Source organism: Streptomyces cyaneofuscatus, assembly GCF_042718795.1.
Classification (GTDB): domain Bacteria; phylum Actinomycetota; class Actinomycetes; order Streptomycetales; family Streptomycetaceae; genus Streptomyces; species Streptomyces cyaneofuscatus_A.
The window spans coordinates 272,360-284,512 of record NZ_JBHXOX010000006.1 but is presented as its reverse complement, the minus strand read 5'-3'; the positions used below and the strand labels follow the sequence as shown (position 1 = coordinate 284,512).

The following is a 12,153-nucleotide window of genomic DNA, read 5'->3' as shown; positions in this document are numbered from 1 at the left end:
ATTCGCCGATGCCGATGAGCGCGCCCGCCTGCTGGAGGCGGTCGCCGGTGGCGTGGGCCAGGTCCAAGGCCCTCTGGTACATCTCGGCTGCCTCAACGAACCTATCCTGGGCCTGGTGGCATTCGCCGATGCCGATGAGCGCGCCCGCCTGCTGGAGGCGGTCGCCGGTGGCGTGGGCCAGGTCCAAGGCCCTCTGGTACATCTCGGCTGCCTCACCGAACTCATCCTGCATCTGGTGACATTGACCGTTGCCGGTGAGCGCGGCCGCCTGCTGGCGGTGGTTGCCGGTGGTGTTGGCCAGGTCCAAGACCTGCTGGTAGACCTCGGCTGCCTCACCGAACTCACGCTGCAGCAGGTGGCATTGACCGATGCCGGTGAGCGCGGCCGCCTGCTGGAGGCGGTTGCCGGTGGTGCTGGCCAGGTCCAAAACCTGCTGGTAGACCTCGGCTGCCTCACCGAACTCATGGTGCAGCAGGTGGCATTGACCGATGCCGGTGAGCGCGTCCGCCTGCTGGCGGTGGTTGCCGGTCGTGTTGGCCAGGTCCAAGGCCCGCTGGCACATCTCGGCTGCCTCACCGTACTCATCCTGCACCATGAGGCACTCGGCGAGGCCGGTGAGCGCTTCCGCCTGCTGGAGGTGGTTGCCGGTGGTGTTGGCCAGGTCCAAGGCCCGCTGGTAGACCTCGATAGCCTCACCGTACTCATCCTGCATCCGGTGGGAGTCGGCGAGGCCGGTGAGCGCTTCCGCCTGCTGGAGGCGGTTGCCGGTGGCGTGGGCCACGTCCAAGGCCCGCTGGAACACCTCGGCAGCCAGTTCGTAGCGGTTGTCGTAGCGCAGCCACCGGCCGCAATCGGCGGTGAGTTGGCCGGCGTGTTCCCATCCGTCGTCCAGCGCAGCGATTGTTACCGCTTCCACCTCGGCGGACCGGCTACGAAGCCAGGTGAGGGCTGCTTGCGGGTCGTCGAAGCGGATAGTCCCGGCTGAGGCAACCCGTTCGGGGTCCTCCCCGAACAGGGGCAGCAGGGCCGCGGCGAGGTGTGTCAGCAGGTGTTCAAACAGTCGCCGGCGCGCGGTGTGGCGTGTGGTCGGTGCGTTTGCTTCGGCCGCCGCCGTGGTCAGAGGCAAGTAAAGGTCGTGAAAGGTCACTGCGTCCTGCGTGCGCTGCAGCAGGTGGATATCCACGAGGCGGCCCAACCGAATAGCGGTCCTCTCGGCGGGGAGGTTCAGCATGGCGGCGATACTTTCGCCTGAATAGGTGCGGCCCGGGTGCCAGGCGCAGTGATGCAGGATGTCGCTCAGATCAGCTGGCAGCGAGTCGTAGGAGACCTGGAAGGCACCGCGGACGGCCGTCTCGACCAGGGGGAACTCCCCCAGAACGTTGTCGTCCATGGCGGCCAGGACAGTGGCAACGGGGCTGACTCTCAGGGCGGCACCGATGGGGCGGAGGGTGACGGGGAGATAGCAGCAGCGGCGGGCGAGTTCGGCGAGGGACTCGGGCGTGGCCTCGGCCGGGCTGTCACCCGTGGCGCGGAGGAGGTTGACGGCCGTGTCCTCGTCGAGGCCGCCCAGGGCGATCCGATTCCCTGGCGGGACGGGGAAGTCCTGGTTGCGGCTGGAGACGAGGACGAGGCACTGGGCATCCGCCCCAGGGACCAGAGGAGCGATCGTCGCCGCTTCGGCGGCGTTATCCAGGACGAGCAGGACACGCTTGCCCGACAGCCAGCCGCGCCACTCGTCTGCGCGCTGGGCAAGGTCGGCGGGGATCTTGGGGTGTTGGATGATGCTGAGTAGCCTTTCCAGCGCCCTTTCCGGACTGACGGGTTCGGCCCGCCGGAGGGTGCCGTCGGTGTCCGTTTCGCTTTCGAAGCCGTTGAGGTTGATCTCGATGCGGCCGTCGGGGAAGCGGTCCTTCAACCTGGCTGCGGCCTGCTCAATGAGAGCGGATTTCCCGACTCCTCCCATGCCGTGCACCAGCCACGTCACGGGGCCGCCCCCCTCAGCCAGTACGCTGTCAGCGGCATTCTCCAGGCGCGCCAGGTCGTCGTCGCGGCCAATGAACACCGGGTCCGGGGCGAAAAGAGTCGACGGCGCCGATACCGTCGGTTGCGAGGGACCGGTGTATGCCGGGTTGGGGCCCAGTCCGATCACACCGCCCTGGTTGCGAGTGCCCAGCTGAGGCTCGGACAGCGGGTGGCCGTTCACATCTTTGCCGGTCAGGTGCTCACGCAGACAGGCGTAGACCGTGGTCATGTCCAGGACCTGCAGTTCCTCACCTTCGCGCCCCTCGGGGTGGTTGGGTACCGGGCCAGTGACACCTTCGCGCAGCAAATTGATGAGTGCGCCGGTGAAAGCACTGAAAGGCCAGCCCGGCGGGCACATTGCCTCCTCCACGCCCGAGGCGGCGGTCAGGACAACTGCACCGTCCATGTCGGCCAGAGCGACGAGTCGTTTGCCTGCCACCTGACTGTCCTGGCCGTCGTTGTCGGCGGACATGCCGCCGTCAATGGCGCGCCCGGCGTAGCAGCAGTCCAGGATGACGATCCGGCGCTTCGCACGGGATCGTCTCACAGCCTCGCGTACATCGGCGTAGCGCAGCCACTGTCCCGGCCGGTCGTTGCGGGCACCGGGCAGAGCGAGCAGCAGCTCTGAGGCATCGCTGCCCCGGCCCCGCTCACCGTGCCCGGCGTAGTAGATCAGCAGGGTGTCGGTCGCGGCCTCCGCCGCGTCATAGAGCTCATCGCTCAACGTGCTCGGGTCATTGGGCTGCGGGCGGGCCAGGCAGTGGCCGACGGGCAGACCCCAGCCGTCCGCACTGGTGAGATATTCTTGCAGCGCCTCGATGTTGCCCTTCACACCAGGAAGATCTCGCAGGTGTGCGTACTTGTATGCACCGATCAGCACCGCCCGGGAGACATCCGGCTCGGGAAGCTTCACGAATCCGAGGCCGGTCGTTCGAGCCCCGCGTCGTCACCGAGCGCACGCAAAAGCCGCTCGATCTCCTCCGGGTTAAGATCCCCGCTCAGCGTCACGCTCTTACTGCTCCCGATCCGGGTGACCGTGACCGTCGACGACTGTCCGCCGACCGTACCAGCCAACCGGCCGTTCCTCAGCGCCGTGTACAGCGCGACCGCCAACGCACCGTAATCTGCCGCTAGGGAGAGCACGGCGTTGATGACTTCGAAGGCGGCCATGCCACCGGGCCGGACATCGTCCGCAGGCTCGCCCTGCGTCGCCGCGGGCCGTACGGGCACTCCACGCATTGCCGGATGCCGCTCCAGGGTGCCGCGCAGTTCTTCCAGAGCGACGCTGTCGCCACCCCTCACCGCAATCTCAATCTCCATGCCTCCCAGCTCCCCTCACCGTAGTCGCTACCCAACTGCCTTCATATACATCTCAGTTGCCGCACTAGGCTGACTGCACCTGGCCAGCTGCCAGGCTACCTGCCCGGATCGACCGGATCTCCCTGACGGCGCGGAACCGCTTACAGCTGTTATGGCCAGGAGTCACCGGCTTTCGGTCAGGGCCTGCCGACGTCCAGCACACCACCATGTCCTCGGGTGGCCACCCCTGGCGCATGAATGTCCCCGCCCCTCCGCCGACAACTCGTTCGGCCCAACGACAGGGCTAGGCGCGAAGCAACGGGGAAAGACACAGGACACCGGGGCCAACTACGTCCGACCCGACATCACATGGAGCGGGCCTTACTGATCGTTTCAGAATGCCGCCCGAAGCCGTCGGAGACAGATGATGCTGCAGGCAAGTTGGAGGAGACGTTGGCGGAGGTCGGCGCGCCGTTCGTAGAGGATGCGGAGTCGTTTGAACTGGTGCAGCCAGGCGAATGTGCGCTCGACGACCCAGCGGACCTTGCCCAGTCCGGAACCGTGGGCCGCGCCGCGGCGGGCGATCAGCGGCTTGATGCCGCGTTTCCAAAGCAGGCGGCGGTACTTGTCGAAGTCGTAGCCCCGGTCGGCATACAGGCGCCGAGGGCGTCCCCGCAGACGTCGGATCGACGGGACGGCGTCGAGTAGCGGCAGGAGCTGGGTGACGTCATGGCGGTTGCCGCCGGTAAGTGTGACTGCGAGCGGGGCTCCATGTCCATGGCGGCCGATGATCAGGTGGGGTTTGGAACCGGGACGGGCACGGTCGACGGGCGAGGGACCGACGTGGTCCCCCCCTTTGAGGGCCCGGATGTGCGAGCGGCCCACGGCGCAGTCGTCCATGTCCAGCAAGTCCGCGCGGCGCAGTTCGCCCAAGAGGGCGGCATGCAGGCGCGCCCAGAGACCGGCCTCGGTCCAGTCACGCAACCGGCCGTCACACTGGAGCAACCCGCGACGGTGCTCGGTACGTCACGCCAGGCCACACCCTTGCGCAGGACGTAGATGATGCCGGCCAGTGCGACCGGTCCGGCACGGGGAGCCTCCCGGGGTGGCGGTGTCGGCACGCGGGTCGTGCTGGCAGCAGCGGGGCTATCCGGTCCCACAGTTCGTCGGGGACAAGGCTTTTGGTCACGATGCTGAAGCCTGCCAGAGAATCCGGTTGAGCTCTCCGGGCCAGCTCGACACACTCCACGCACGACCAGCAACGGGGCCGAAGCCACTGAGCAGGGATGGGACGCTCCCTGGTATCACGTCCGAACAGATCGATTCCGGGCATCATTCCTGCCCAGCGCGGACGAGCCCCTGGATGCCGTCTGCAACGTCGATGTCGAGGTCCGGCTGACAGCGGACGACTCACGCTGGAGCGCGACCGTGTTCACTCTTGCTGAGGTCGAGCGCCCCATGGAAAAGGACTCCCGAACCGGCGAGTCCCTGAGCCGCCGCTACTTCTGGTGCTCCGACGGCCTCATCGTTCGAGGCGCAGGCATCGACAACATCGCGCACGTGCTGACCGGTCTGCTCGATTGTGGTGACTTCACGCCCGTCCTTCAGCGGCTCGATGGCGACTGACCGTCGGCCTCATACTGAAACGATCAGTTAGCCTCGATCTTTCGTGACGGACCGTCGGTTTCTTCGCGGGCCGTTTCGGTCGTTCGAGTTGGTGGCGGCATTGCTGCCTGCGTTGCCACCACCTCCGTGATCGACGAACCCCATCAGGGGATGGTGGCCGAAGGTCTTCTTCCAGGTCGCGGTGGCGTCCCGCTTCTCGGAGTGGGCCAGCACGAGCACCCAGTCCAAGTCCACGATCACTTGCCCTGCGGCATCCGGGGCCGCGCTCTTGGCCACGTTCCAGACGTGCTCACGCGCGTCGGCCCGCGCGGCCCTCGCCGCGGTCAGATCCTTCGGCCCGGCCGCGGCGAGGGTGTCGATGAGTCGGGAGTACAGTCGGGTCGGAGGTCACCGGGCCGAACACGGCCGGCGCGGCCCGCAGCATTCCGGCATCCGCGAGGCAGTCCCCGCCCAGAGCGACCGCCGGGGCCGCGTCCAGCAGGATCTTGCCCGGATCGTGACCGCCCTCGGGCGTCGCCATGGCGTCAGTGCCGCCGATATCGCCTGGTCCAGCCCGGCCTGCGGACCGTCTCGAGCAGCAGTACAGCCCCGGCCTGGGACACCACCGCATGGCCGCCGCCCTCAACGCGGACGCGGGGATAGGGCCCGATACGCTTCTTCACCTGGGAAAGTGCCTCTGACTGTGGCAGGAACAAGGACCTCGACAATCCTCATTCTTGCTGTTCAGAGGCATTTTTTGCTTGCCCGGCCACCGGTCGGACAGCCTGCTTCATGAAAGCGCGAGACTAGGGCTGTAAATCGCTGGGGACACCGGCGCTGACGGTCAGGAGCCGCGAGATTCGGACTACTGAGCCCTGGCCCATGAAATGCCTTCCAGGGTGCCATGAACCAAGGTGGCCGGTGCGTTTACCAATAGGAAGGCGGTGGACGCTATGAGGAGACGCCACGGAGATGCTCTACCGAGGGTGCCGAGGAGAGCACATTCCGCACGCAGTCGCATAGCTCAGCCACTCGGCACGAGCCATAGTGCGGTGAGGGCGCGCGTCGTCAGCGAACTCGCCGACGAGCTCGCAGCCGTATTGGCGGATGCAGGCAGCGTCGTCGGCGAAGACAGGACGCTCAGCACAGGTGTGGGTGGCAGCGCAGAACTGGCGCGGGCGATGAGGGTCTGTGTCTTTGTCGTACCTGGGCCCGAGCCGGCTGCCGTGCCGCGACTGACGTCCGCCAGGCTCTCCGGTGGGTGGCAGGAGCCTCCCGCCCGCTCGCTGACCTGCTGGATCCGGTCGTGATGCGAGCTGTTCTCGCCGCCCTCCGCTCGAAGCAGGATGGCGCGGTCGCAGCCGCTGAGACACAGCGGCGCAAGCACAAGGTCTTGGTCCACGCGGTGCACTACGCCGTAGAGCAGCGCAAGCTGGAAGCAGATCCACTTACGCCGATTCAATGGCGTGTAGCGGAGACTGTCGATCAGGTTGACCCGCGGGTTGTCGCCAACCCTGCTCAGGCCCGTGTCCTGCTGAGCGCGGTTTCCTACATTGGGTGCTTCAACCGTGCACGTGGGCGGCGGCTCGTCGGACTGTTCGCAGGCATGTACTACGCAGGGCTGCGAACGGCCGAGGCCGTTGCAGTGTGCCGTCAGGACTGCCTTCTTCCCGGTCACGGCTGGGGCGCGGTGACCTTGCACCGAACCCTCCCGCAAGCGGGCGCCCGGTGGACCGATACCGGCCGGGTCTACGACGAGCGAGGCTTGAAGAACCGCCCGGCCGGCGACACCCGGCCGGTCCCGCTGCCACCTGAGCTCGTCCGCTTGTGGCGGGAGGGCATCGACACGTTCGGCATCGCGGACGACGGGCGCCTGTTTTTCAACGAACGTGGTGGCATCGTCGCGGCCGGCACCTACAGCCGTGTTTGGCGCCCTGCGCGCCTCCTCGCCCTACCACCCGACCTGGTGCAGAGCCCTCTTGCGGCCCGGCCCTACGACTTGCGCCACTCCGCGTTGTCGACCTGGCTGAACGCGGGCGTCGACCCCACTGAGGTCGCCCAACGTGCGGGCAACAGCGTTGAGGTGCTGATGAACAGGTACGCCAAGTGCCTGTACGGGCGGACTGCGATTTCGAACCAGCGCATCGAAAACCTTTTGAACGAATATGCGTAGTTGTGTAGCAGGTCCGCTCGCTGGATTTGCCGACTGTAAAGATCTGTCACGCTCCGCAGTCGCTGCTCCGTGCACGCAAACTATCGTCGTCGCATGACCACGTCGAAACCCGGAAAACTGATCATCGCGCTGGGGAACAGAGTCGAAGCCGGAACGCCGCTCGGCCCCCTGGAAGGTACCCCGCTTTCGGGCTTCTCCCCGTCCTCAGGTACCGGCCGCCTTCATGCGGTCGCGGACTGCTCCCGCCTGGCAAAGGCACCGGCGGTCCACCTAGTGCGCTTCGCCCTGACCTCTGACTCACTCGCAAGGCTCTGCTCGAATGGGCGCTGCCGCTGGGAGGTGCCCGGGGACGGTCACTGGCCCGCTTCCTCGATGCCCTGGATGCTCTGTCTCGACTCAGGATCGACGAAGAGGAGGCGGAGCCGACCCTGGAGGAGGCCGAGATCGCCGCAGCGGTGCATGTCCTGTCCCTGGGTGAGTACCCCCAGGAGGAAGAAGACGGCGACGTCTGGAGGCGTTACGAGGAAGCCTGGCGTTGCCGCGACGAATGGCTGGCCCGCTGGCAGGACGCGCAGGACCGGCTGGCTACGGCAGCAGCGAGCTTGGATGCCTGCCCTTGGCTGCGCCAGTGGGCAGCGGCGCACGTGGATGTACGTGCCGCCGCCGCGGAAAAACTACGGCTGACGGCGACTCGTTTTTACGTCCCGAAGGCGCTGGCCGATGCCGCAGCCGTCGACGGCCTGCCTGCACCCGCTCTTCCCCCCGACGGAGGTTTTGGGATCTTCGGCGATCAAGCTTCATCTGCAATGAGCGCGGTGTGGAGGGCATGGTGCGTCAGTGCAACAACGGACGCCAGAGCACTCTCCGTGGCAGCCCTATCGGCCGAAGAGGCGTTGGACGAGGCACTGGGACGTCGTCGGAACGGGGTCGACGAGGCCAAGCAGTCGCTGCAGCGGCTGACAGAAACGTGGGCCGCAGCAGCTCGCCTGGCAGCGGCCGAGCAAACGGCAGGGCGACCGTGGTGCCTGATCGGCGTGCGGGTTCCTCCACGGCCCCTGGCCCGGCGCGACGGAAGCGCCTATCAGGCACTGACCTCGTGGCAACTGGCGGTCATTGCGGTCTACCAAGTCACCGCGGACTGGCACAGGGCTGTCGTGGCCCTCTGGGTGCCACCGGGTATCGGCCACCAACTCCTAACTGCAGCAACCTCCTTGAGGACCGTCGACTTGCTGGGTGATGCCGAGGACTGGGCAGCGCCTGCTTCCACGCTCTTGGCTGCATGGGAACCGGATCGATACGACGCTCGTGTCCGGTGATTCCGTTCCTCTTGCCATTGACGCTAGGAGGGAAGGCACGCGGTCCCCGACGCCGGGTGCCCACACTTCACGAGCTGTACGAAAGTGCAGTTCACGGCGGTGATCACCCCGTGTGCCAAGTCCGATGCCCCCGTTCGTCCCACGCGTGTCCCACCAAGGGTCCCGCCGCAGGGGCAGCGCCACCGAGATGCCGTCCATCTCTCCGAACGGCGGCATAAAGTCCCAGGTCAGAGGGCCAGGGAAGCCAATCGCACACGGCTACGAGACCGGTGCTGTTTTGGCATGAACAAAAAGGCGCTGACCAGCATTTCTGCTGGTCAGCGCCTTGATCCGGAGTGCCCCCGGCAGGATTCGAACCTGCGCACCCGGCTCCGGAGGCCGATGCTCTATCCCCTGAGCTACGGGGGCGTATCGCGGTGTTGCTCTGCGACGGGTGAAACACTACCAGCTCCCGATAGGTCTCCGTGAACAGGTATTCCGTCGCGTCAGCCCGTCCCCCTTCCGGGGCGGAAGTGGGCAAACGCCGGACGCGGTCACGGGGGCCGACCTACTCTCGAAGGGTGTCAGGGGCGTACGGCCGCGTGCTTGTTGTCGACGACAACAAGGTCATCCGGCAGCTGATCAGGGTCAATCTCGAGCTGGAGGGCTTCGAGGTCGTGACCGCGGCCGATGGTGTCGAGTGCCTGGACCTGGTCCACCGGATCCGTCCCGATGTGATCACCCTCGATGTCGTGATGCCCCGCCTCGGCGGCCTGGAGACCGCGTCCGTGCTGCGCTCGGACCCCCGCACCCGCCCTGTGCCCATCGCCGTCATCAGCGCCTGCACGCCGTACGAGGTGGACGCGGGGGTGTCCGCCGGGATCGACGCGTTCCTGGCGAAGCCGTTCGAGCCGAGCGAGCTCGTGCGGATGGTGCACCGGCTGGCGACGAGGGAGGAGCGGCCGTCGTGCGAAGGGCGGAGCGGTGCCGGGCGGGCGGGGAGCACCAGGGGCTGACCGGCCCGGCCTTCCGGCGACCGCCAGGGAGTTGACCGGCCCGGCCTTCCGGCGACCGCCACGGGCCGACCGGCCCGGGCGCCCGGAGACCGCCACCCGCTGACCCCATGGTGACCGGCACCACCTGACCGCATGGCGAAACCGGGTCGCGGAGTGCCCCTCCTCCTCCCCTACGCTTGTCCCGTGACCCCCGCCGATCTCTCCCGGACCGTGCTGCACGCCGTGCACCGCGCGGTCGCCGAGAATGCGCTGCGCGTGCCCGTGCCCGCGCGCGTGCGGGTGGAGCGGACGCGGCCCGGGGGCAGCGGTGACTACGCCTGTGCGGTCGCGCTCCAGCTTGCCGGGGACGCCGGGCTGCCGGCCCTGGAGGTCGCCCGCATCCTGCGCGAACGGGTCGCCGCCGAGCCCGGGATCGGGCGGGTCGAGGTCACCGGGCCCGGGTTCCTGAGCCTCACCCTCGACGCCCCCGGCGACAGCGACCGGGCCGTGCTCGACGCCGTACGGGAGCAGGGGAGCGCGTACGGACACGGGGACGCGCTCCGTGACGAGGTCCTCCAGTTCCACCACGCGCGCGAGGTGCGCGCCGCGGTCACCGCCGATGCGGTGCGCCGGCTCGTCCTCTCCCAGGGCGCCCGGGTCCGGATCAGCTGTGAGGAGGCGGGGGAGGCGGAATGGGGTCTGCTCGGCGTCACCGTCGACGCCCACGGCACCCCGCCTGTCACCTCGCCTGCCGGCCCGTCCGCCCCACTCACCCTCCTACGCCCGGTGCCCGCCGGCGCCACCGCCGCCGAGCTGCTGGAGCGGCTCGGGGCCGACGCCACCCGCTGGGGGCTGCTGCGGCCGGCCTCGCACGACCGCGCCCCGCTCGGCGACGAGCTGCTCGTCCAGGCGGAGGCCAACCCGCTCTTCCGGGTCCGGTACGCCCACGCCAGGGCCACCGCGCTCACCCGGGGCGCCGTCGCCCTCGGTTTCACGTCGGCGTCAGACGCGGCTCCGTACGGGTTCACGTCTGACGTGGCTCCGTACGAAGGCCCCGCCCGCCCCCTCCTCGACCTCCTCGCCGACCACCCCCGCGTCCTCCTCGCCGCAGCCCGTCACCGAGCGCCCGACCGGGTCGCCCGGCAGTTGGAAGCCGTCGCCCACGCGTTCTTCGACTTCCACGACAGTTGTCCGCCGCTGCCCTCGGGCGACGAGAAACCCTCGGCCGCCCACCGCTCCCGGCTGGCCCTCGCCGAAGCCGCCGGAACGGTGCTGGCAGGCGGCCTGTCCCTGCTCGGTATCCGTGCGCCCGCACACCTCTGACGACTCCGAAGAATCCGAGAGACCTCACCATGAGCCGCTCCGCACACCCCGCCGGTCCCCGTCACGCCGACGTCCTCACCGAGGGCCATTACTCCGCCCCTGCCGCCGACCTCAATGTCCTGGACGAGAAGGTCTGGTCGCGTACCGTCACCCGCGACGCGGACGGTGCCCTCACCGTCGGCGGGATCGCCGTCGCCCGGCTCGCCGAGGAGTTCGGCACCCCCGCCTACTTCCTCGACGAGAGCGACTTCCGCGCCCGCTGCCGGGCCTGGTCCGACGCCTTCGGGCCGGACGCCGACGTCTTCTACGCTGGGAAGGCCTTCCTCTCCCGCGCCATCGTGCGCTGGCTCCAGGAGGAGGGGCTGAACCTCGACGTCTGCTCCGGGGGCGAGCTGGCCACCGCGCTCGACGCCGGGATGCCCGCCGAGCGCATCGCCTTCCACGGCAACAACAAGACCGTCGCCGAGATCGAGCGGGCCGTCGAGGCCGGTGTCGGGCGGATCGTGCTCGACTCCTTCCAGGAGATCGTCCGCGTCGCCCACATCGCGCGGAGCCACGGCGTCCGCCAGCGCGTCCAGATCCGGGTCACCGTCGGCGTCGAGGCGCACACCCACGAGTTCATCGCCACCGCCCACGAGGACCAGAAGTTCGGCATCGCGTTGGCCGACGGGCAGGCCGCCGAAGCCGTGCGCCGGGCGCTCGGGCTCGACAGCCTCGAACTCATCGGCATCCACTCGCACATCGGCTCGCAGATCTTCGACATGGCCGGCTTCGAGGTCTCCGCCCGGCGCGTGGTGCAGCTGCTCGCCGAGGTCCGCGACGAGCACGGCGTCGAGCTGCCCGAGATCGACCTCGGCGGCGGCCTCGGCATCGCGTACACCTCGGACGACGACCCCCGCGAGCCGCACGAGATCGCCAAGGCGCTCAGCGACATCGTCACCCGCGAATGCGAGTCAGCGGGGCTGCGCACCCCCCGCATCTCCGTCGAGCCGGGGCGCGCCATCGTCGGACCCACCGCGTTCACGCTGTACGAGGTCGGCACGATCAAGCCCCTCGAAGGGCTGCGCACGTATGTCAGCGTCGACGGCGGAATGTCGGACAATATTCGTACCGCGCTGTACGACGCCGAGTACAGCGTGGCGCTCGTCTCGCGCACCTCGGAGGCCGAGCCGATGCTCGTCCGGGTCGTCGGCAAGCACTGCGAGAGCGGGGACATCGTGGTCAAGGACGCGTTCCTCCCCGCCGACCTGGCACCCGGGGACCTGATCGCCGTCCCCGCCACCGGCGCGTACTGCCGCTCGATGGCGAGCAACTACAACCACGCCCTGCGCCCCCCGGTCGTCGCCGTCCGGGACGGAGAGGCGCGCGTCATCGTCCGGCGCGAGACGGAGGAAGATCTCCTGCGTCTCGATGTCGGCTGATGAAATAGTCATCTCAGGAT

Annotated in this window: 8 protein-coding genes, 1 tRNA gene and 2 pseudogenes; 6 read left to right on the top strand and 5 right to left on the bottom strand. The window is 68.3% G+C overall.

Going from position 1 to position 12,153, the window contains the following annotated elements:
• The 3 genes and pseudogenes from ACFWRT_RS08855 to ACFWRT_RS08845 form a co-directional block, all read right to left on the bottom strand.
• Positions 1–2,935: caspase, EACC1-associated type (locus ACFWRT_RS08855; RefSeq protein ID WP_381121242.1), on the bottom strand; the 2,935-nt coding region annotated here is incomplete at its 3' end.
• The gene (locus tag ACFWRT_RS08850; protein WP_380950057.1) at positions 2,932–3,342 is read right to left on the bottom strand and encodes an effector-associated constant component EACC1; all 411 of its coding nucleotides are present in this window, start codon (positions 3,340–3,342) and stop codon (positions 2,932–2,934) included. The genes ACFWRT_RS08855 and ACFWRT_RS08850, both read right to left, overlap by 4 nt.
• Before the next feature lie 372 nt (positions 3,343–3,714).
• Positions 3,715–4,510 (bottom strand): annotated as a pseudogene (locus tag ACFWRT_RS08845) (IS5 family transposase).
• 11 nt (positions 4,511–4,521) lie between these two features.
• Here ACFWRT_RS08845 and ACFWRT_RS08840 point away from each other — a divergent pair.
• On the top strand, positions 4,522–4,947 hold the full coding sequence (locus ACFWRT_RS08840) for a hypothetical protein (RefSeq protein WP_380950084.1): 426 nt from the start codon (positions 4,522–4,524) through the stop codon (positions 4,945–4,947).
• An 87-nt stretch (positions 4,948–5,034) separates the two neighbouring features.
• Here ACFWRT_RS08840 and ACFWRT_RS08835 read toward each other — a convergent pair.
• Positions 5,035–5,609 (bottom strand): annotated as a pseudogene (locus ACFWRT_RS08835) (transposase); the annotation flags it as partial.
• Positions 5,610–6,187: 578 nt separating this feature from the next.
• Between ACFWRT_RS08835 and ACFWRT_RS08830 the strand changes: the two are divergent.
• Together ACFWRT_RS08830 and ACFWRT_RS08825 are read left to right on the top strand one after the other, a co-directional pair.
• Positions 6,188–7,099 (top strand): tyrosine-type recombinase/integrase, encoded by a 912-nt coding sequence (locus ACFWRT_RS08830; protein WP_380950056.1) that lies wholly within the window; start codon positions 6,188–6,190, stop codon positions 7,097–7,099.
• A gap of 455 nt (positions 7,100–7,554) precedes the next feature.
• Complete coding sequence (locus ACFWRT_RS08825; RefSeq protein ID WP_380950055.1) at positions 7,555–8,415, top strand: hypothetical protein; 861 nt, start codon at positions 7,555–7,557, stop codon at positions 8,413–8,415.
• A gap of 336 nt (positions 8,416–8,751) precedes the next feature.
• On the opposite strand, the gene ACFWRT_RS08820 is transcribed toward ACFWRT_RS08825, so the two are convergent.
• Positions 8,752–8,823 (bottom strand) — tRNA-Arg (locus tag ACFWRT_RS08820).
• A gap of 173 nt (positions 8,824–8,996) precedes the next feature.
• Between ACFWRT_RS08820 and ACFWRT_RS08815 the strand changes: the two genes are divergently transcribed.
• From ACFWRT_RS08815 to lysA, 3 genes are all read left to right on the top strand, one after another.
• On the top strand, positions 8,997–9,410 hold the full coding sequence (locus tag ACFWRT_RS08815) for a response regulator (RefSeq protein WP_380950054.1): 414 nt from the start codon (positions 8,997–8,999) through the stop codon (positions 9,408–9,410).
• Between the two features lie 183 nt (positions 9,411–9,593).
• On the top strand, positions 9,594–10,712 hold the full coding sequence (gene nrtL / locus ACFWRT_RS08810; protein ID WP_380950053.1) for an ArgS-related anticodon-binding protein NrtL: 1,119 nt from the start codon (positions 9,594–9,596) through the stop codon (positions 10,710–10,712).
• A 29-nt stretch (positions 10,713–10,741) separates the two neighbouring features.
• Positions 10,742–12,133: a diaminopimelate decarboxylase gene (gene lysA / locus ACFWRT_RS08805; protein ID WP_380950052.1), complete on the top strand. Its 1,392-nt coding sequence runs from the start codon at positions 10,742–10,744 to the stop codon at positions 12,131–12,133.
• Positions 12,134–12,153: the final 20 nt, after the last annotated feature.

Coding starts and splice junctions, on each gene's coding strand:
- ACFWRT_RS08850 (WP_380950057.1), bottom strand. CDS start 3,342: ATGGAGATTGAGATTGCGGTGAGGGGTGGCGACAGCGTCGCTCTGGAA.
- lysA (WP_380950052.1), top strand. CDS start 10,742: ATGAGCCGCTCCGCACACCCCGCCGGTCCCCGTCACGCCGACGTCCTC.